General features: G+C 60.5%; 13 protein-coding genes and 1 pseudogene. 4 read left to right on the plus strand and 10 right to left on the minus strand.

Features of this window, described 5'->3' with window-relative positions; translation table 11 throughout:
- The first annotated feature begins 55 nt into the window (after positions 1-55).
- Positions 56-460 carry an ankyrin repeat domain-containing protein gene (locus art_RS10645; protein ID WP_038464867.1) on the plus strand — a complete coding sequence of 135 codons (405 nt, stop codon included), beginning with the start codon at positions 56-58 and terminating at the stop codon, positions 458-460.
- 232 nt (positions 461-692) lie between these two features.
- Here art_RS10645 and art_RS10650 read toward each other — a convergent pair whose 3' ends face one another.
- From art_RS10650 to art_RS10660, 3 genes are all read right to left on the minus strand, one after another.
- The gene (locus art_RS10650; RefSeq protein ID WP_157875396.1) at positions 693-1,748 is read right to left on the minus strand and encodes an IS30 family transposase; all 1,056 of its coding nucleotides are present in this window, start codon (positions 1,746-1,748) and stop codon (positions 693-695) included.
- A 636-nt stretch (positions 1,749-2,384) separates the two neighbouring features.
- Entirely contained in the window at positions 2,385-3,851 is a 1,467-nt protein-coding gene (locus tag art_RS10655) for a catalase (protein ID WP_038464869.1), read from the minus strand.
- A gap of 35 nt (positions 3,852-3,886) precedes the next feature.
- Positions 3,887-4,321 (minus strand): Fur family transcriptional regulator, encoded by a 435-nt coding sequence (locus art_RS10660; RefSeq protein ID WP_038464871.1) that lies wholly within the window; start codon positions 4,319-4,321, stop codon positions 3,887-3,889.
- Positions 4,322-4,471: 150 nt separating this feature from the next.
- On the opposite strand from art_RS10660, the gene art_RS10665 reads away from it, so the two are divergent.
- The gene (locus art_RS10665; RefSeq protein ID WP_038464873.1) at positions 4,472-5,107 is read left to right on the plus strand and encodes a DUF2461 domain-containing protein; all 636 of its coding nucleotides are present in this window, start codon (positions 4,472-4,474) and stop codon (positions 5,105-5,107) included.
- 61 nt (positions 5,108-5,168) lie between these two features.
- On the opposite strand, the gene art_RS10670 is transcribed toward art_RS10665, so the two are convergent.
- The 6 genes and pseudogenes from art_RS10670 to art_RS10690 form a co-directional block, all read right to left on the minus strand.
- Positions 5,169-5,945, minus strand: coding sequence for an oxygenase MpaB family protein (locus tag art_RS10670; RefSeq protein ID WP_038464875.1), 777 nt, complete (start codon positions 5,943-5,945; stop codon positions 5,169-5,171).
- A gap of 44 nt (positions 5,946-5,989) precedes the next feature.
- A complete protein-coding gene (locus tag art_RS10675) occupies positions 5,990-7,501 on the minus strand; it encodes an amino acid permease (RefSeq protein WP_038464877.1) in 1,512 nt (503 codons plus the stop codon).
- A 128-nt stretch (positions 7,502-7,629) separates the two neighbouring features.
- Positions 7,630-7,989 carry a hypothetical protein gene (locus tag art_RS22945; protein WP_253901325.1) on the minus strand — a complete coding sequence of 120 codons (360 nt, stop codon included), beginning with the start codon at positions 7,987-7,989 and terminating at the stop codon, positions 7,630-7,632.
- Between the two features lie 1,035 nt (positions 7,990-9,024).
- Positions 9,025-9,735, minus strand: a pseudogene (locus tag art_RS23320) (RNA polymerase sigma factor); the annotation flags it as partial.
- Between the two features lie 209 nt (positions 9,736-9,944).
- A complete protein-coding gene (locus art_RS10685; protein WP_162182053.1) occupies positions 9,945-16,280 on the minus strand; it encodes an SdrD B-like domain-containing protein in 6,336 nt (2,111 codons plus the stop codon).
- Between the two features lie 284 nt (positions 16,281-16,564).
- Positions 16,565-17,980 carry an FAD-dependent oxidoreductase gene (locus tag art_RS10690; protein WP_038464883.1) on the minus strand — a complete coding sequence of 472 codons (1,416 nt, stop codon included), beginning with the start codon at positions 17,978-17,980 and terminating at the stop codon, positions 16,565-16,567.
- A gap of 366 nt (positions 17,981-18,346) precedes the next feature.
- On the opposite strand from art_RS10690, the gene rarD reads away from it, so the two are divergent.
- Positions 18,347-19,231, plus strand: coding sequence for an EamA family transporter RarD (gene rarD / locus art_RS10695; protein ID WP_038469672.1), 885 nt, complete (start codon positions 18,347-18,349; stop codon positions 19,229-19,231).
- Positions 19,232-19,245: 14 nt separating this feature from the next.
- Entirely contained in the window at positions 19,246-20,640 is a 1,395-nt protein-coding gene (locus art_RS10700) for an NAD(P)/FAD-dependent oxidoreductase (RefSeq protein WP_052136256.1), read from the plus strand.
- Between the two features lie 6 nt (positions 20,641-20,646).
- Here art_RS10700 and art_RS10705 read toward each other — a convergent pair whose 3' ends face one another.
- Positions 20,647-21,468, minus strand: coding sequence for a universal stress protein (locus tag art_RS10705; protein WP_038464887.1), 822 nt, complete (start codon positions 21,466-21,468; stop codon positions 20,647-20,649).
- Positions 21,469-21,516 lie beyond the last annotated feature (48 nt).

Consider the following 21,516-nt stretch of genomic DNA (forward strand, 5'->3'; position numbering starts at 1 on the left):
GGAACAGCCTAGTCCTACACAGGATAATCAGCGGCCCTTCGCCTATTGTGGAGGCATGACCAACACTTCAGCCTCCGACGAATCCGCCACCCTCAACGATGAGCAGACAGCCAAGGTCATTGGCCTGGCCATGGACCTGGCCCGCGAGGGAAAAACCGCGGAACTTACCGAATTCCTGGACCACGGCCTGCCCGTCGATGCGCAGGACGCGGAAGGCAACACCCTGTTGATGCTCGCCGCCTACAAGGGCGAGGTCGACACCGTGTCCATGCTGATCGGCCGCGGCGCCGACGTCAACATGCAAAACGGCCGGGGCCAGTCACCTCTCGCCGGGACCCTGTTCAAGGGCGAGGACACCATCAGCGGGCTACTCGTGGCCGCAGGCGCCGACCTCGACGCCGGAACCCCCTCCGCGCGGGCCACTGCCGCCATGTTTGGCCGCGAACACCTGCTCGGCTGACGGGGCCTTTCGCCGAACAAGAGAGCTGCCGCGGGCCCCTCTGCGAGCTTGCGAGCAGTCGGAATGTGAGTTGACGCCCTCTTGGAGAGGGCGTCAACTCACACCTCGGCGGGAGTGGGGCGGGCAGGCTCGCTCAATGCTGCGGCGTCCGTTAACCAACGACGGCGGCACCCCACCTTCCGCTGAATGCGAAAGGGGCGGATTCTAGGAGTCGTTGCAACACGACTGGTGGTTAGGCTGTCAATAGTACGTCGCGTAGGCGCTCGGCTGGTGTATTCCAGTCGAGCGTTTTGCGTGGGCGGGCGTTGAGTTCCTGGGCGACGTGTTCGAGGTCTTCGGGACTGTAGACGGACAGGTCGGTGCCTTTGGGGAAGTATTGACGCAGGAGACCGTTGGTGTTTTCGTTGGATCCGCGTTGCCAGGGGCTGTGGGGGTCGCAGAAGTAGACGTCCATGCCGGTGGCGATGCTGAAGGCCTTGTGCTTGGCCATTTCCACGCCTTGGTCCCAGGTCAGGGACCCGCGCAGGTGGGCTGGCAGGGTGCTCATGGTCTGGATGAGCCCGTCACGGACGGATTCGGCGCCGTGGTCCCCGGGCAGGTGTACCAGCATGACGTAGCGGGTACTGCGCTCGACCAGGGTCGCGATCGCTGACTGGTTGTGGGCGCCGGTGATCAAGTCCCCTTCCCAATGTCCGGGCACGGCACGGTCCTCAACCTCTGCCGGGCGCTCGGAAATGTTGATCATCGGGTCCCGGAACCTCGATGTGCGTTGTTCCGGGTTTTTACGGGTTATTCGGCGGGTCCGCCCGCTTCTAAGTGCCGCGGATACCTCACGACGAAGCTCGCCGCGGGGTTGGAAGTAAAGGGCTTGATAGATCGTTTCGTGGCACACGCGCATGTCCTGGTCGTCGGGGAAGGTCAGAACAAGCTTGTGCGATATTTGCTCCGGTGACCAGCGCTGGCGCAGGCCTTCTTTAATGAAGGACTTCAGCCGCGGGCTTTGCGAGATTTTTGATGGTTTAGGTCGTGGTCGCCGAACCACGGATTTACGGTGTGCATCATAGGGTCGATAGCCACTGATCGGACTGCTGTTGCGCTTGATCTCCCTGCTGATCGAGGAGGGGCTTTTCTGTAAGGCGGTGGCTATTGTTCGGTGTGATGCCCCTGTGGAGAGCATGTCGTAAATGACCTCCCGATCGGCCAAGCACAGATACCGGCTGTCAATGACGCGGTCAAGTTGCTGCAACGTCGCTCGAGGGCGGCCGGAGGCGTTAGTGCGAGAAGTCATTTCCTTGTTATAGTCCACAGCCCGGCCATTGGGATAAACACGGCCGTTTTTTGTTCTGTGGATCCCGGCATCCCACTCCTGCGCGGTGGTGGAGTGAATGCCCAACCGTACGGTTGCTTCATAGCGTGTGAGCCCCTCGGAGCGAAGCCGCAGGAAATCCTCCCGGCTGGGCTGTTCGGACCGCTTACGAGCCAGTCCTGCCCGCCGCACCCACTGATAACAGGTATTCCGATTCAGACCCAGAACCTTGGCCGCTTCAGTCACACTGCCAACCGTCGCGAGCAGATCGAAGAACTCTTGCTGCTGCTCCGGGGAAGTCTTTACCTGCCGAACTGACGTTCCTGCAGCCTTCCTTGCCTGATAGGCCCACTGATCACAAGTGCCCCTATTCAAGACCAGCTTCGCCGCAGCCAAGCCGACGCTACCGGTATCTGCGAGCAGATCGAAGAACTCTTGCTTCTGCGCCGGCGAATACTTAGGCCCTCCCGATGGCTTCTGATTCCCACGGGCTTCTTTCGGTAAAACGTACTTTTCCGTTAAAGACGACACGGTCGTTGCAACTCCCAAAATAATTAGGTGTTGCAACGACCGCTAGAACTCGCCAGGTGACGTGCCGCCGTCGTACTTCTTTAAGGACTAAGCCTTGGACGCCTGCAGGACCTCGATGGCCGCACGGACACCTGCGCCGTAGGCCGGATCGGCCTGGGTGCAGTTGTAGATGTGGCGCTCGATGGTGGCCTGTGAGGCACCGTCGATGGCACGGGCCGTGTTCTCGAAGAGCACCTTGCGCTGCTCGTCAGTCATCTTCTCGCGGAACAGGATGCCGGGCTGCTCGAAGTAGTTGGCATCGTCTTCGCGGAAGTTGAAACGGTCGGCAACGGCGCCAATGGCCTGTGCCGGATCGGCGTATGCCGGCTGTTCCGGCCAGCGGCCGTAGGAATTCGGCTCGATGCCGGGGGTGCGTCCCTGGTTGCCGTCAACCCGGCCCTGACCGTCACGGTGGTACGTGTTGACCGGGTTCTTCGCCGCATTCACCGGAATCTGGTGGTGGTTCACACCGAGGCGGTAGCGCTGCGCGTCACCGTAGGAGAACAGGCGCGCCTGCAGCATGCGGTCCGGGGAGAAGCTGATGCCGGGAACCACGTTGGCCGGTGAGAACGCTGCCTGCTCGACGTCGGCGAAGTAGTTCTCAGCGTTGCGGTTCAGTTCCCACTCGCCAACCTCGATCAGCGGGTAGTCCTTCTTGGACCAGACCTTGGTGAGGTCGAACGGGTGGTACTTGTACGTCTCGGCGTCGGCCTCGGGCATGATCTGGACCATGAGCTTCCACTTCGGGAAGTCACCGTTCTCGATCGAGTCGAACAGGTCGCGCTGGCTGGACTCGCGGTCGGCGGCAACCACGGCGCCGGCCTCTTCGTCGGTCAGGTTCTTGATGCCCTGCTGGGTGACGTGGTGGAACTTGACCCAGAAACGCTCACCCTCGGCGTTGATCAGGGAGAAGGTGTGCGAGCCAAAGCCGTGCATGTGGCGGTAACCGTCCGGGATGCCGCGGTCGGACATGACGATCGTGACCTGGTGCAGCGACTCGGGCAGGTTGGTCCAGAAGTCCCAGTTGTTCTCGGCGCTGCGCATGTTGGTGCGGGGATCGCGCTTGACGGCGCGGTTCAGGTCGGGGAACTTCAAACCGTCACGGAAGAAGAACACGGGGGTGTTGTTGCCAACCAGGTCCCAGTTGCCTTCATCGGTGTAGAACTTCACGGAGAAACCGCGGATGTCGCGCTCGGCGTCTGCAGCGCCACGCTCACCGGCAACGGTGGAGAAGCGGGCAAACATCTCTGTCTGCTTGCCGACCTCGGAGAAGATGCTCGCCTTGGTGTACTTGGTGATGTCGTTGGTGACAGTGAAGGTACCGAAGGCACCGGAGCCCTTGGCGTGCATGCGGCGCTCGGGGATGACCTCGCGGCTGAAGTGGGCGAGCTTCTCCAGGAACCAGACATCCTGCAAGAGCATGGGGCCGCGGGGGCCGGCCGTGAGGCTGTCCTGGTTGTTGGCAACGGGCGCGCCGGCCGCCGTGGTCAGGGGTGCGGTGTTTTCGACAGTCATCTTTACTGATCGCTCCTAGGGGTAATCGACATTATCTAGTTCAAAAGTTTTTTGGTTGCGCAGTCAGGGCACATTCCCCAATAAATGACCTCGGCCTCATCAATGCTGAAACCGTGGCTGTTTGAGGCATGCAGGCAGGGCGCTTCGCCTATGGCGCAGTCCACATCGGCAATGTCTCCGCAATTGCGGCACACCACGTGATGATGGTTGTCCCCCACCCGTGTTTCAAACCGTGCAGGCGAACCCGAGGGCTCAATGCGGCGCACCAGTTTGGCGTCGACCAGCGCCGCCAGAACGTCGTACACCGCTTGCTTTGAAACACTGCCCAGCTCGGCTCGCGCAGCACCAATAACGGTGTCCGCGTCCGCGTGGGGATGGGCACTGACGGCACTCAGAACAGCAACGCGAGGACGTGTCACGCGCAGTGAAACTGCCCGCAGCCTGTCTTCGAATGTTTGTCCTTTGTCCATACAGCCATCCTGCCAGCTTTTCTGGACTCAGTCCAATTTAGGGTGTGTTTTGTCCGTTTCATTCCTCCACAGGCACCGCTGCGACGCCGGTCATGCACTTTTCGACTCGCACCTCTGGCGACCCTTCCCCTGCATCCCTACGCTCGACCCATGGACACTTTTACCGGGTTTCCCGCGGCAGCCCTGGAGTTTTATGTCGCCCTTGAAGACAACAACAACCGGGAGTGGTGGGAGGGGCACAAAGACAAGTACGACGCCGATGTGCTGGCTCCGATTTCCGCCCTCCTCCGCAACTTGGAACCCAGGTTTGGCCCGGGGCGGATCTTCCGCCCCTATAGGGACATGAGGTTCTCCCCCAACAAGGCGCCCTACAAACCTGCCCAGGGAATTTTCCTCTCGCACTATGAGGATGTTGGGTATTACCTGCATTTAAGTGCTGCGGGGTTGAGCATTGGTGGGGGTTACCGCTCAGCCGCACCGGCTCAGCTGGCCCGGTACCGGGCTGCCGTGGATGCCACGTCCAGCGGGACGGCGTTAGTGGGGATTGTCGAGCAGCTCGAGGCTGCCGGTTTCGCCATTGCAGAGCCGGAATTGAAAACAATGCCCCGGGGATTCCCTAAAGACCACCCTCGCCCGCAGCTGCTGCGGCACAAAACCTTGAGTGCCTCACTCGAGCTGGGCCGGCCGGACTGGCTGGAAAGCGGCAGCGCCCAGCAGCACATCGCCGACCACTGGGAACAGCTGCGCCCCCTGGTGGATTGGGTGATCCGTCACGCTGCGCCGTAGCTGCCGCCCGCCTTGACGGCCTTCCTACCGCGACTGGCCGGGCACGCTTAGATTTGTGCGCTTAGCCGGGGATTCGACGGAGGTAGTAATGCATGGGTGCGTGACGAATGCGCCGGGGCAGCACCTTAACAAAGACCTTGGCGGTTCGGAAGCCCCGTTGCAGCCAGCGCTCCTTGGCTGGCGACCAGGGCAAGGCAAACATGTCCCTGACATCGCTTGGCAGCAGCCCCGCGGTGAGAAACCGGGCCGCCGGCATGAGCACCTTGATCCACAAGGGCGCCTGGCGGGCGGCCAGCAGCTCCGCGGCAACTCCGCGGATGTTGTCATCGACGCTGAGCTGGCGCAGCTGCTGATCCCAATAGTCGCCGAACTCGGCGATCGTGGCGGGCCAGTGTTCTGCGGGCATACCCAACGCCGTGCCAAGCACACCGTAATCCCGATACAGTTCCTCCGCATCGCTCAGCGCCAGCGCCGGGAAGACCTTGTTGTAGACCTGCATGCCCGAATCGTAAAGTGTTGCGGCGACCCACAACTGCAGCGCGGAGTGTTGAGCATCGTAGGCCGGGTGGTGCTGTGCGCCCGGTGAACTCACGGGCCGGTGGGCCTTGTGAACCTCAGCTGTGACGGACGCTTTCTGCTGGGACGTGCCATTGGTGAGGGCATAGATGTAACTCAAGGTGCCGTGGAGGCGTTTGAGCGGATCTGTCGCAAAGTTTGAATGGTGAGCAACCCCATACCCAATGGCAGGGTTGGCCAGTTGGAGCAGGATGGCCCTGCCGGCACCGGCCAGCATGATCGCTTCGGGTGCAACATTTTTAATGCTGCGGCGTTGGTTCATGGTCGATTCTTTCCGTTCCGGGCCCGCACGGGAACTACATCCGTCTACTTGAGATTACTCGGCATCGTTTCTGCGATCGACTCCGCCAGGTTTTCCTTGCGCAGGCGGGAGTTCCAGTGGCCGTAACTGAAGTAGAACACCAATCCCACTGCGAGCCATACCGCAAAGAACACCCAGGTGAGTGTGGCCAGGTTCAGCATCAGGTAAATGCACAGCAACGTGGAGAGTACCGGAATGACAGGCCCAAAAGGGACCCGGAATGCGGGCTTGAGATCGGGGCGTTTGTGGCGGAGCACAAGAATGCCAATGCTCACCATGACGAAGGCACTCAGCGTTCCAATGTTGATCATTTCACTGAGCACCTCAACGGGTGTGAAGCCCGCCAAAATTGCAACAAAGACACCGCTGAGGATCTGCGTGCGCGCCGGCGTTCCATGTTTGGCCGAGGTCTTGCTCAGCGCCCTTGGCAGCAGGCCGTCACGGCTCATGGCCATCATGACGCGGGCAAGGCCCATGAGCAGGACCATGATGACGGTGGTGAGTCCGATCAGCGAGCCAAGGGAGATGACCACGACAGCCCATTCGGCGCCCACCAGGGAGAACGCTGTGGACAAGGAAGGGTCGTCAGCCTTGGCCAAGTCGGCATAGGAGACCATGCCCGTGACGGCCAGGGTCACGAGGATGTACAGCACCGTGGTGACTGCGAGTCCGGCAAAGATACCCCGGGGAAGGGTCTTTGCGGGGTTCTTCACTTCCTCGGCGCTCGTGGCAACGACATCAAAGCCAATGAAGGCGAAGAACACCAATGCGGCACCTGAAACAATCCCGACAAAGCCATACATGGCAGGATCTGCGCCGGTGAGCAGGGACAGGAAAGGCTGCGCCTGCCAGGAGGTTTCCGTTACCGGTGCCGGCTGGGACGGCGGCACGAAGGGCCGGTAGTTCTCAATCTTGACGTAGAAGAACCCAACCACGATCACAAACAGCACAATGCCGATCTTGATCAGCGTGAAGACGTTGTTGATGCGGGCGGCCAGCTTGGTTCCCATGACCAATATGAACGTGAAGACAGCCACCACCACCAGGGGACCCCAGTACACGGTGAGCGGGCCCACGGCAATGTTTGAGGGAACATCCAGATTGACGGCTTCAAAGAAGTTGCTCAGGTAAATTCCCCAGTATTTGGCAATGACCGAGGCAGCCATGAGCAGTTCCAGGATCAGGTTCCAGCCAATAATCCAGGCAAGGAGCTCCCCTACGGTGGCATAGGTAAACACATATGCACTGCCCGTAACCGGGATCGCCGTGGCAAACTCCGCATAGCACATGATGGCCATGGCACACGTGACGGCCGCCAGCACAAAGGAGATAACTACGGCTGGGCCGGCATGGTTGGCAGCAGCTTCGGCCCCCACCGAGAAGATTCCTGCACCAACGGCAACGGCGATGCCCATGATCATCAGATCCCAGGTGCTCAGCGACCGCTTGAGGGCGTGCCCCGGCTCGTCAGCATCAGCAAGGGAGAGCTCGATGGATTTAGTTCGGAACAAGTTCATTACAGCCACTTCATCATTGGGGTTTTTCAACCACACAACAATAGCGAAGCATTACCAGAACATTTGAACTGCAAATAGTTTGTCTCGCATTATGAGACTCACTGACCGTCATGTTGCGTCATCAATATCTACTTGAAGCGCAGTTTGGTGCTTAATTTTTCCGCATCCTGCGCAACTACACTCATGTCCAGCGACGAGTGACTCCGTGCCATGGGCACCGACAGCTCGAATGACACTAATTCCCCCGACCATTGCGCCGTGGTGCAGGTCCACTCCGGCGCATACCAAATGGTCGAATTCCCGCACACCCATCCAGGCGGGGGACCAATATCGACAGCGAAGTGCATTAGCCACGAACTACTCGCAAAGATGACTTCGGGGGCTTCAACAGCCACGTTTCCAACTGTTGTCAGGTCAACACTGAGTCTTATTTTTTCCCCGGCATAAGCCAAACCCTGAGGCTCGGCCAAAAATTCAGTCTTCGACACCGGCGGCTCCGCTGTCGGCTCCGGAGTCGGTGCCGGAGTAGTCGGTTCCGGTGTCGGTTCCGGTGTAGGCGCCGGAGTAGTCGGCTCCGGTGTTGGTGTCGGAGTAGTCGGCTCCGGTGTCGGAGTAGGCGCCGGAGTAGTCGGCTCCGGTGTCGGAGTAGGCGCCGGAGTAGTCGGCGCCGGAGTCGGAGTAGGCGCCGGAGGAGTAGGCGCCGGAGTAGTCGGCTCCGGAGTAGGCGCCGGAGCAGTCGGCTCCGGTGTTGGTGTCGGAGGCTCATGCGATGGAATCGCCGAGGGGGTGGGTTTTGGCGAGACCGATGGTGCGACAGTAGGCTCGGCCGACGGCGCCGTCGTCTGTGTCGGCGTTGCTGACGGAGAAGGTTTGGGCGTCAGCGTCATGGATGCGGTCGCCGAGGATGTTGGTGCTGGCTTCGGTTTAGAGGGCTCCACCGACGGCGGCCGGACTGACCCAGCTTCCCGTTCGCCCCCGAGTTGACCAGCGAGCACCGCGGGGTCTAAAGGACTTTCAACTTGGCGTGCCTCCGGTGCCACCGGAACAGTACCTTCCTGCGTCGGTGCAGGAATAGAGCGTTCTGGCCCTACGTAGACGATGGGCTCGTCAATACTGCTCATCAACGAAGGTGGGGAAAAACTCTGGGAACCGTTTCCAGACGGGGCAGCTACCACTGGGGACTCGCTGACCGCGCCGCTTGCCGCCTGGGTCGTCGCATTCCGAACCCCCATATTGGACAGCCCTACGGCGGAGGCCACGACGGCGCCAACCAACACAACGCTTGCCACCGACGCAACCAGGAATGTTGTCAGGCTCATACTTCCCGCACCGGCGGCAACGCCGCCAGCTGTCACACCCGAACCGGCCCCCGCACCGCCTGTATCCAAGTGCAGACCCAGACCAGCAGCAGACGTCGCACCTGAGCCGACAAAGATCAGACCCATAATCGTTGGGAACACAATCGCGCGCATGCCAGTGCCGACGTCTTCAAGGTGCAAAAGCATCTCAGTGCAGCGGAGGCAGGAATCCACGTGTTGCCGAACCTTTTTGGTCCGTCGAGGCGTCAATCCATTTCGCGCGTAAGCACCGAGTTGGTCGGTGTACGCGGCACAGCCATCGGAGGGAAGGCTGGAAAGGTGGTTTTGAAGATAGGCCTGCTTCAAGCCCTCACGCGCCCGTAGCGCCAGGGCGGATACGGCGTTGGGTGTCATGCCCAGAATTGGGGCGACTGCTGCTGGCGTCAGGCCATCAATCTCAGTGTGCCAAAGCACAGCCTGCCATCGCTCCGGCAGGCCATTGAACGATCGAGCAACTGTTTCTTGGTCAAATGCGACCACGGCGGGGTCCGCCGCATGCACAACGGGCTCAACCCGCTCCAAGTCGTCCGTTGGAACAGCCTTGTTGCTAGCCGCGCGCTTGGCTGATGCTAGGCGCCGAATGGTGGTTAGCAGGTAGGCCCGGAAGAAAACCGTGGGGCCCTTGCCCAATTTTATGGTGTGCAGAACGTTTGCAAAGCCGTCAGAAACCAGGTCTTCAGCGTCGCTTGTGTTTCCCGCATGGCGGTACGCGGTGGAACGGGCACTCCCTATATGCCGCTCGTACAAACTGGCGTAAGCCGTCTCTGAACCTGTACGAACTTCAAGGATCAGGGCCTCGTCACTTTTCTGCAGTTCGTCGCCCATGTCTGCATGGTCGTAATCCATTCCACCTCCGTCCAACTGATAACTCTTCATTCTCGCTCATCCCCTCAAATCGGGGAAATCTGGCCACTGTGAGAGTGAAGTCATGATTCATGACGCGATAAATCCGAATTTCTAAAGATTCTTTTCCGAGGCCTGTCTCTGCAACGAGCCGTCCAGTTATGACAAAACCGCAGCCAAGTCTGGGTCAGTTTCAGTCTTGGCTGCGGTGTTGTCATGCATGGTTCAGCTGTCGCTCACCTTTAATGTCGTGCTGGGGATGTACGACGGCGGCGGGCAGTCAGTGCCACGGCGCCACCTCCCAGCAGGGTCAGCAGCAGACCCATTCCCATCAGGAACGCGCCGTCGAAGCCTGTGTTGGACAGGACATCGGTGGCGGGTGCCGTGGTGGGTGCGGGTGCGCTTGCTACGGGCGTTTCGCTAGGTGCGACAGCACCCGGTGTCTCGCTCGGGGCAGGCTCGCTCGGCGTGGTTACACCAGGCTCGGTGACCGGAGGCTCGACCGGAGTGGTCGGTTCGGTCGGTTCCGTGACCGGGGGAACCACCGGAGTGGTGGGTTCGGTGGGTTCCGGGATCAGCGTGAAGCCGAAGTCCAGGGACGGATCCCGGTCACCGTCGTTGAGCAGGTCACCACTGGCAGCAGTCCAGGTCGAGGAATCCCCGTCCCGGTCACCCTGGCCAACCAGTGTCGGCTGGTACGGGGCCAGCACCTTGGCGGAAGCCTTCCGGTCAATGCTGACCGTGTAGGACTCACCCTCCTTCAGAACCGGCAGGTTCTCAAAGGTGTACCTGCCATCCTTGTCCGTGTACACGGCACCAACAATCTTGCCGAACACATCAACAACAGGCTTGCCATCCGGACCGGTAATGCTCAGAACAACATCCTTGATACCGGGCTCGCCCTCATCTTGGCGGCCGTCACCATTCGTGTCAACCCACACAAAGTCACCCACGGAAACCTTCGGCACAACAAAACCAAAGTCCAGCGTGGGGTCCCGGTCGCCATCCTTCGTCAGCCCCTCGGACGTTGCCGTCCAAGTGGACGAGTTGGTGGCACGATCAGCACCCGTATCAATAGTCGGAACGTAGGGAGCCAGGGCTTCCTTGGATGCGTCCTTGTCAATGCTGACCGTGTAGAACTCACCATCATTGAGAACCGGCAGGTTCACAAAGGTATAGAAACCGTTCTCATCCGTGGTGGTCGGCTTCACTTCATTGCCAAACACATCAACAACAGGCTTCCCGTCCGGACCAATGAGGCTCAGAACAACATCCTTGATACCGGGCTCAGTGGCAGGACCACCCTGAACACCGTCACGGTCAGAATCAACCCACACGTAGTCACCCACGGAAACCTTCGGCACAACAAACCCGAAGTCCAAGGTGGGGTCCCGGTCGCCATCCTTCGTCAGGCCCTTGGACGTTGCCGTCCAGGTGGAGGAGTCGCCTTCGCGGTTGCCTTCAGTCTCGATGGTCGGAACGTAGGGGGCCAGCGGCTCCTTCGATCCATCCTTGTCGATGCTGACCGTGTAGGACTGCCCATCCTTGAGAACCGGCAGGTTCACAAAGGTATAGAAACCATTCTCATCCGTGGTGGTCGGCTTCACCTCGTTGCCAAACACATCAACAACAGGCTTGCCGTCCGGACCGGTAATGGTCAGAACAACATCCTGAATACCCTTCTCACCCTCGGACTGAACACCGTCACGGTTGGAATCAACCCACACGTAGTCACCCACGGAAACCTTCGGCACAACAAACCCAAAGTCCAAGGTGGGGTCCCGGTCGCCATCCTTCGTCAGGCCCTTGGACGTTGCCGTCCAGGTGGAGGAGTCGCCTTCGCGGTTGCCTTCAGTCTCGATGGTCGGAACGTAGGGGGCCAGCGGCTCCTTCGATCCATCCTTGTCGATGCTGACGGTATAGAATTCGCCATCTTTCAGGATCGGCAAGTTGTCAAAGGTGTACTTGCCGTTCTCATCAGTCTTCGTCGGCTTGACCACATTGCCGAACACATCGGTGACCGGGCCGTCCGGACCGGTGAGGGTCAGGACAACGTCCTTGATACCGGCCTCAGTGGCAGGATCACCCTGAACACCGTTGCGGTCAGAATCAACCCACACATAATCGCCAACGGAGACCATATCCGGAATTGAACGGAACGTGATGCCCGTCTGGTTCGGTTCCTGTTGCCAGTACTTCGTCTCGTTGCCAATCGGTGAGGTTGCAACGTAGGCAAAGGTGTTCCAGGCAGGTGCCAGGTCCGCAACGCCTTCGGGCATCTTTGTGCCTGAGGTGGTTAGGAAGCGGACTTCCACTGAGCCCAAGGGAGGCAGTGGCGTTTTGAAGTCGTAGGAGATCTTAAAACCGGTCACCGTTGAAACGTCTTCCGGCAGAGTCTCAGTGAAGAGCGATTCTGCACAGCCGGCTCCCCACGGATCCTCCGACAGCCTCACACCGTCAGCCACACAGCGGCTGGGGTCGCCAATCAAGTACTTGACCGTTACGGTGGTGCCGGCCGGTACCTCAACCAGGTTCAGTTCCTTGAACTTGGGCAGCCACCGAGTATTACGAGCCAATTCCACTGCGTTTGGAGAGATCAAGTGGTCGCCTACGTACGGCAGAACATCCACAAACTCCAGACGGTTGGTTGGCACGTTGCCCGTGTTAGAAACCGTGATCTTCCATTCCGCATCTGCGCCTGGCTTGGTTTCAACTACACAGGGGTACCGGTAGAAGTCCTCGCCATAGTCCACACAGCTGCGGTCCTCGCCCAAGACGTTGTGCACACCTGTGGGTGTTTCCTGACCTTCGGCCAAGACTTCACGAACCAGTTTTCGTGCCTCGTAGCTTTGCCCAATGACCACCTTGACGATGGCCGGCGGCGCAATTTCCGTGAGTTGATCAACCTTGACTTCCAGGTTGTTCTCAATGCCTTCACGCGGCTCCATGCCCGCACGGACATACAGCGGCAGGGTGATGGTGTAGCTCTCGCTTGGCAACAGGACGCTGCCTTGCGGGAAGCTGAACGCTACGGAAGGCTCGGCGCCTTCTGCACGGTATGTAGTTGTGACTTCCTCGGGGTCCGTGGTGATTGCGACGGATTCAGAAGACTTCGAGAATGATGCAGCCTTCTCTTCAGGTTTGTACACCAAAATGGCACCATTGGCATCGGCCGGGAGCAGATCGGTGAACACCGGGTTCGTCAACGGCTCGGTTCCAGTGTTCTTCATGATCAAGGTGTACACGATCAGTCCACCTGCACTCGTGGTTGTGTGCAGCGCAGTTTGATCGGTCTTGGAGACTGCGGCCTTGGCTTCTCCGGACTGGAAGACAAAGTCGTCTTTCGCCGAGACTACTTCGGATGCAGCTTCGTCACGCTGGGTGGTGACAGTGGCCGTGTTTTCAACAGTTGACGGCTTCGCTTCACCAGGATTGGTGGTCTTGCCGTCAGTGGAGTTCAGTTCACCGGTGTGCAGCGTGTAGCGGGGTACTGCAGTGAATGCCAGCGACTGGCCGTGTGCATTGGTTCCAGCCTGCCAAATCTGCGGCAGGTCGGTACCGTTGACCGTGTAGTACTTAACCCGGATCCCCTGCACATCCACTGCAGTGATGCCTTCCGGCATGCCGGTGTTTGCCTGGGCCACCAAATCTTCACTGTCCTGGACGGTGAAGGTCACGGGGTCACCCCATGCTGCGCCTTCAAGGTCGAGGTCCCCATCCTTAGCGGTGAAGGTTCCACCCGTCAGGTACTGAATCTCAGCCTTGATGTTTCCGTTGTCCGACCAATCAGTGACATTGAATTCATTCCAACCGCCGAAGTCGAAGGCGTTGAAGAACGTGGGATCCGTTTCTTCGAACGTGACGACGTCTGGACGGTCGCCAACGTTCTTGACGGTCAGCTTGGTGTTGACCGGCACGGCGTTCCCGTCGGCCCCAAACATGACAGCGCTCTTCGGTTCGAAGCTCTTGACGAGTTCGGGCTTGAGATTGATGCTTTCCTTGGTCTCGACCTTCAGCTCAGCGGACTTCTTCTGCGTCGACGGGTCGCGTTTGCCCTCGGATACAGTCCCCGCCATGGTGTTGATAATCTTGTAATTCTGAGCTGCCAGGGCATCCTTGATCGGAGTCTTGGCGTCGCGTGTTTCGGTGCGCAGACGGGTTTTGAGGACCAGGTTCAACTCTTGACCGGGTTTGATCTGCCCTGCGGCTTCCAACGTGAAGCCGGTTGCCTTGGCCCACTGCTCCGCCGTGAAGGCTTCGTTGAATGCGCCAGCATTTTCGCCTTCGAACTCAGCGGATGATTCTCCGGCAAAAGTGAGGGTCAGAGTTGCCGCAGCCGCACCTTGAGGCAGTTGGAAGCTCTCAATGCCGGTCATGTCAACGAAGTTGAACGGATCCGTGGAGTCGACGGGGTCAGTGATGGCCAGTTTGTCAACGGCGAATATGGAGTTGTTCTTCACCCATGCTTTAAGTGTCGAAACGGGCTCGGTGTCCGTACTGGTGATGGCAATCGCGTCCGGGCTCCACCGTTTGCCTGCATCCATCTGGATCTCGTTGTTGGTGGTAACGGTGTCGGTGCCTTCTTCGTCCTGCCCGTCGATGACGAGTACGTTCGTGTACGTCTTGCCGGAGGCGACATCCTTTGTCAGCGCAAATTCAATTTTCGCTGCAACAGAACTGCCCTTGTCATAGGAACCTCCGCCAGCCTTGGTGAAGGTGATCTTCACACCCTTGGTGTCTTCGGGGAGCTCCACGTCGTTTGCGCCTGCAGTGACCGGAACATCGGTCCAAACCGTACCGAGCAACACCTGCACGGTGATCGTCTCGTCTGCCGTCGGGGTCAGGCGGAGCTTGGTAGCTTTCCAGTCTGCAGCCATCTCCGGCGTGAATTCGTCGACAAGGACAATGGATGGCACTGCTGTGTTGGTGCCGTCAACTACTGTTCCCCTGAGTGTGGCAGTGACCTTATCGCCGGTCTTGCCCTGTACCGAACCTGAGAACTCCTTTTTAGGCATGATGACTACCTTGGATGTATTCACAACCAAGTTCGCGGTGTGCTCAGCCTCCGCAGGATCCTTGGCACCATCCGGCGAAGTGCCGGTGACGCCCACCGTGTTGGGGATGTTGCCGGCGGTGTCACCGGTGACAGTGAAGTTCGCCGCGATGGTCTCATTCGGGGCCAGGGACCCGGTGTAGGCCAGGCTGAATCCGGTAACCGCTACAGAGCCAAGATCCGGGAATGACACATTAGTATCGTCGCCCCTGACCAAGGTATGGCTCTGGCCGTTGACGACGAGGATCGCTTTTTCGGCACCAGCCGGCCACGGCGTAGTGGCAAAGCCGGTGAACGTCATTCCGGGAGTTGCGGTGAACGGGTTGTCCGTTCCGGTACTGGGCTCCGTGATGGTCATGGATGTCAACGGCTGGTCAGACGTGTTCGTGCCGCTGAGTTTTACGGTTGAGGTTCCACCTTCAACGATGGTTGAAGTTTCAAAGGACTTGGCTGCTGATACCGAGTACCTGGCGTCGGTGATCGTGAATGGAGCCTGAGCCGTCTTCGGCGCTGAATCCCCCTTGGGTGTCTGGGCGGTGATGGACACTTCATTGTCAACGGTGCCGGCAGGCGCATCGGCCGGAACAGTTGTTGCGAAGGAGATTGAGCCGGCTGAGCCGTTGGCGTCAATCCCTCCCCGCTCCGGCGTGCTCTTGGTGGAGGTGAAGACGAATACCAGGCCCTTGACCTGCTCGTTCGTCACACCGTCCGGCAACACAGCTGTGGTGCCGGGGACACCCTCGGCAGTGCCGCCGTCGGTCATGATGGCGTTGACTTGCACCTGGTCGGCACCGGCAGGGAACACAATATTGCCAAACCCGGTGAAGCCAACCACGTTAAAGGGGTTGTTTGGCCCCGACGGCTCCACAATGGTCAGCGACGTGGCGCCCACGTTGGAAGTGTTCTTGATGTTGGACAGCTCAACGTTGTTCTCGCCACCGACACCGGCAATGAACCCGCCTGTGGACCAGCGCTTGGAAATGTCCGCACCAAAGGTGATGGGAACCTTCAAGGCAACTGTTGCCTCGGCAGACTTCGGGGTGGCGTTGCTGGCCACGATGTCCACCTTGTTCACCAAGGGGGTGCCATCGTATTCTGCTGAAACGTCTTGGGGCAGGCGGACGGTAATCAGGATCGTCGTGGTGCTGCCGTCTTTGAGACCAGAGGCGCCATCGTCGCTCTGGCTGGCAAATGAGACCGTAATTTCACGGTTTCCCTCGCCAGCTTGGGAAACCGTTGCGTCATGGGCGAATGCACCTGAGACCTGGACCATTTCAACGACCAGCGGCGCGGGAACAATGTCGGTGAGCACCGCATCTGCGCAAAGCGTGGTTCCGGAGGTGCAACCGGCCGTCACTGTGTAGACGGTTTGCTGGCCCGGCGTGAGCTCGGACTCGGCAACAGTCTTGGTTGTTTCCAGAACGGCGGTGATTAAGCCAGTGTTGGCTGGGGCCGCATCTGGTGCTGCGGAAACCATCGGCATCCCAACACCCAAAGTTAATAGCAGGGCAAGCACAACGGCCATGCCACGTCTTATGTACAACATACACTTCCCAAAGTAGTAAAAATGATCGGTTCTTGGCCATGGATTCACGACCTGGGAAGTATCTGAGCAAAAGAATAACGGGCCCGGAACTACCCCTGCATGTAGTTGAGAGAGACAAAACACGCATTCGTGACGTGCTTTTTACCCGATCGGCTAGTGAATTGAGCCACATGGCTTGGAAAGCAAAGAAAAGTCCTCCCGTTCCAACCTGAAATATTCAGGCTGGAACGGGAGGACCCAGTTCCATTGGCTGCGGGCAGCTGTTACTTTTTGGAGATGTTCACCATCTGCTCACGGTCAACAACCTTGACGCGTTCGCGCACAACCTCGATACCGGGGGCGGGGACGTAGCTTTCCCCGAGGTGCTTTTCGTGGGCGTCGAGCTTGTTCCAACCTTCCCACGTGGTGAATTCAACCCCGCGGGATTCCAACAGTTCAACAATGTCGGCTTCACCGGGATGCGCTGCGACGGGCAGGTTCAGCCTGTCTTCGAGCAGGCAGCCAATGGTTTCCAACGCATCACCCTTGGTGCTGCCAATCAGGCCCACCGGTCCGCGCTTGATCCAGCCCGTTGCATAGAGGCCCGGCACATGGGTGCCGTCGGCTGCCAACACGCGTCCGCCGTCGTTCGGGATGACCCCGCGGCGGGCATCAAAATCAACCTCGGACAGCTCGGAGCCGAAGTAGCCCACCGCACGGTACACGGCCTGGACCGGGTAGTCGACGAACTCGCCGGTCCCGCGAGCGTTGCCCGTGCCGTCGAGCTCATTGCGCTCAAAACGGATGCCGGACACCTTGCCGTCCTCTCCGGTGATTTCCACAGGTGTGTGCAGGAAGTGCAGGTGCAGGCGGCGCGACGCCGGAACCCGGCTTTCGTCGTGATCTTCCGCCAGCCAGTTGGTCAGGGTGTTGACCATGATCTTGACCTGGTTGTTGGTCTTGATGGCGGTGTCGGAGGCCTCATCGAAGTCGAAGTCCTCCTCGTAGAGGACGATGTCCACGTCGCGCGAATGCGAAAGTTCGCGCAGTTCAAGCGGGGTGAACTTGACCTGTGCCGGGCCGCGGCGGCCGAAGATGTGCACATCCGTGACGGGAGAAGCCTTCAAACCCTCATAGACGTTGTCGGGTATTTCGGTGACAAGCATGTCGTCAGCATGCTTGGAGAGGACGCGGGCCACGTCGAGGGCCACGTTGCCGTTGCCGATCACGGCGATCTCCTTGGCGTTTAGCGGCCACTCGCGCGGCACGTCGGGGTGGCCGTCGTACCAGGAAACAAAGTCGGCACCGCCGTAGGAGCCGTCAAGGTCGACGCCGGGCACGTCCAGCACAGCGTCCTTCGTGGCACCGGTGGCGAAAATGATGGCGTCGTAGTGGTCGCGCAGATCGGCCAGCGTCAGGTCCCGGCCGTACATGACGTTGCCGAAGAAGCGGATGTCACCACGGTCCAACACCTTGTGCAGGGCGTTCATGATGCCCTTGATGCGGGGGTGGTCAGGGGCCACGCCGTACCGGATCAGGCCATACGGGGCCGGGTGCGATTCAAAGAGGTCGATGCTGACTTGCACGTCGCCGCCGGCAACTTCCTGGGACTTCGTCAATATGTCTGCTGCATAGACGCCTGCAGGGCCGGAGCCGATGATGGCAACGCGGAATGGGCGGGCGGCGCTCAAGTTAGCCAAGAAAGAAGTCCCTCCGAACTGTGAATCGCAACATCAAGACCAATCAGTGTTCAAGACAAGTCAACTGTTGCACACGAAAGCGCGAATTAAGCGCTACTTTTCTAGTGTAATTGTCTTCCGCCGCCCCGTGCAGGGCAAAGTGAGCAAGCCCTCACCGAGCCGCACCCCGTCTGGCAGCCCGCCCGCCCCGCCTGCCGTGGACTGCAATGCCGCGTTCAAGCCACTGACTTCCAAGTGGACATGGCGTAAACGCCCCAACAGTGCTCTCATGGGGTAGTGACAAAGAGCGAACCCCAGACCCAGCCGACAACCGGCAACCGCAAAAAAGCGGGCCGGCCCGCACGATCCGAGGGCACCAAGGGTGTCATGTACGGCGTGGGCGCCTACGGTTTGTGGGGGTTGATGCCCATCTACTTCATCTTGCTTCTGCCGGCCAACAGCATCGAGATTGTGGCCAACCGTGTGGTCTGGTCCGTGATCTTCTGCGCGCTCATCATCACCGTGGCCCGCGGCTGGGGCAAAATCCGCACAGCCGTGAAGAACAAGCGCATCATGGGCACCCTGGCCGTGGCGGGCGTCCTCATTGTGATCAATTGGCTGACCTATGTCTTCGCCGTGACCACGGGCAACACCGTTGAGGCGTCCCTTGGCTACTTCATCAACCCGCTGGTGTCGGTCCTGATTGGCGTCATCGTCCTGAAGGAGAAGCTGCGGCCGCTGCAATGGATTGCCGTGGGTGTGGGCTTCGTGGCCGTTGTGGTGCTGACTTTCAGTTACGGCAAGCTGCCATGGATCGCCCTGGTCCTGGCGTTCAGCTTCGGCACCTACGGTTTCGTGAAAAACCGGGTGGGCGGCAAGGTTGACGCCATCACCAGTCTCAGCATTGAAACCGCCGTCCTGACCCCGTTCGCCCTTGGCGCCATGGTGGTGCTAACCCTCGCCGGACAAGCCACGCTGACCGGCATGGGTGCCGGCCACTTCTGGCTCCTGGCTTCTTCCGGCATAGTGACGGCCGTGCCTCTGCTGTTCTTCGGCGCCTCGGCCAGCCGGCTCTCCATGACCGGCATCGGCCTGCTGCAGTTCATGACCCCGTTGGTCCAGTTCATCATCGCCATCACCCTCCTCGGCGAACACATGAGCCTCGAACGCTGGATCGGGTTCTCCATCGTCTGGGTCGCCCTGGCCATCCTGATCGCCGACATGCTCATCAGCTACCGCAAAACGGCCAGGCTGCGCAGCCTGGCGCACTAATCGAAAGGCAAGCCATGACAATTGAACACTTCGACCTCCTGGTGATCGGCGGAGGCAAGGCCGGCAAGTCGCTGGCCATGGACCTCGCCTCGGCCGGTCAGCGCGTTGCGATGGTGGAACGGGGCATGATCGGCGGCACCTGCATCAACGTCGCCTGCATCCCCACCAAAACCCTCGTCAACAGCGCCCGCCTGCTGGCCGTAACCCGCCGCGCCGCCGAATTCGGCATCACCGTCCCCGGCTCCCCCGTCATCGATATCGACCTGCTGCGCGCCCGCAAGGAGGACGTCGTCGGGACCATGGTGGCCGGGCAGCGCACGTCATTCCTGGGCTCCGGAATGGACCTGGTTATCGGCCAGGCCCGCTTCACCGGTCCGCGCACGGTTGAGGTGATGGACGACGCCGGAACTCACCGCACGCTGTCCGGCACCAATGTGGTGGTCAACACCGGGATGGTGCCGCTGGTTCCGGACATTTCCGGCCTGCGTGAGGCCCGGCCGCTCACCAGCACCACCATCCTTGCCCTGGCGGAACTGCCCGAAAGCATTGTCATCCTGGGCGGCGGCTACATCGGCTGCGAATTCGCTTCCATGCTCTCCATCATGGGCGTCGCCGTGACAGTGGTGCAGCGCGGCGCCGCCCTGCTCCCCCGCGAGGACGCCGACGTTTCCGCTGCCGTCACCGCTGCCCTGAAGTCCGACGGCGTGTCCGTGCGGTTGGGTGCTGCGGCGGAATCGGTGGTCCGGCACAATGGCACGGTCACCGTTTCCTTGGCCGGCGGCGGCACCGTGGAGGCGGCAGAGATCCTGGTGGCGGTGGGCCGTGAACCCGTCACGGCAGGGCTGGGACTTGAGGCGGCCGGCGTCGAGCTTGCCGGCAAGGGGCTGGTGGAGGTGGATGAATTCCTGCGCACCACGGCTGACGGCGTGTGGGGTGCCGGGGATGTGGCCGGCACCCCACAGTTCACGCATGCGTCGTGGAATGACTACCGGATTCTGAAGGCCAATCTGGCCGCCGGACCGGACGGCGTTCTGCAAAGCACCCGGGACCGGCTGATTCCGTACTGCGTCTTCACGACGCCCGAGTTGGGCCGCGTTGGCCTGTCGGAAGCCGAAGCACGGGCCGCGGGGCACACCATTCGCGTTGCCAAAATGCCCATCACCGCTATCCCCCGCGCCCGCACTGTTGGCCAGCTCGAGGGCGTGTGGAAGGCCGTTGTGGAGCGCGGCACCGACAGGATTCTGGGCGTTTCCTTGCTCGGCCACGAGTCCAGTGAGGTGATCGCCGTGGTGCAGATGGCGATGCTCGGAGGGCTCCCGTACCAGCGGGTCCGCGATGCCGTGATCGCCCACCCCACCATGGCGGAGGGCCTGCAGCTGCTGTTCAGCGACGCTTTCTTGGAGGCCTGAACCCCGTCAGATCCCCTGCGTCACGAAGTCGCGCGGGACCACCACCATGGGTACCGGCAGCGAGCGCAGGATCTTGTTGGCCGTTGATCCCAGGAAGATCTTGCGGTTTTCGGCGAGCCGGCTGGAGCCCACGATGACCACTTCGCCGGACTTCCAACCGATGCCGTCGATGGCTTCCTCAATGTTGCGCCCGTGCGCGAGGGTGACGGTGACTTTGTTGTCCGGCAGCTTCGCCGCGGCCTCGGCGAGCACCGTGTTGACGTGCTGTCTCGCCGGGCTCAGGGCGTTGTCCAGGTCAAAGTCGGTCTGGGTGGTCTGGTCGATTTCCACTACGGAAACCAGCCGCAGCGGCAGGTGGCGGCGCCCGGCGGCTGTTGTGCCGACGTCGAGCACGCCCTGCCAGCCCTCACGCATCCCCGTCATGACGGTCAGCCGGGTGAGCGGGGCCCGGCGGTTGTAGCCGCGCGGGGCCAGCGCCACAGGAATGGGCGAGGCGTGCAGCAGGCCGTTCGCCACCGAGCCCACCGTGAAGCGTTTGAACAGCCCGTTGCTGGCCGCGCCCACCACGATCAACGCCGCGTCATCCTCCTTGGCTGCGGCGATCAAACCGTGGACGAAGGAGTCGGCGACCCGCACCGAAAAGGTGGCCTTCACGCCGTCGGGCACCATGGAAAGGGCCCGTTTTTCAATCTCCGGATCCGCGGTCTTGCTGCCGTGGACCACGGTGACCAGGTGCAGCTGCGCACCCTGGGTCCGGGCGAGAACCCCCGCCAAGGCCACCGCATCGGCGCCCCGTTCATCAGGCCGGTAGCCAACTACATACTTCATGAATAAACCCTTCGGCTGGCCCCGGCACAACGCTGTGCACGGCGGGGC

It is taken from the genome of Arthrobacter sp. PAMC 25486, from assembly GCF_000785535.1.
In the GTDB taxonomy this organism is placed as follows: domain Bacteria; phylum Actinomycetota; class Actinomycetes; order Actinomycetales; family Micrococcaceae; genus Specibacter.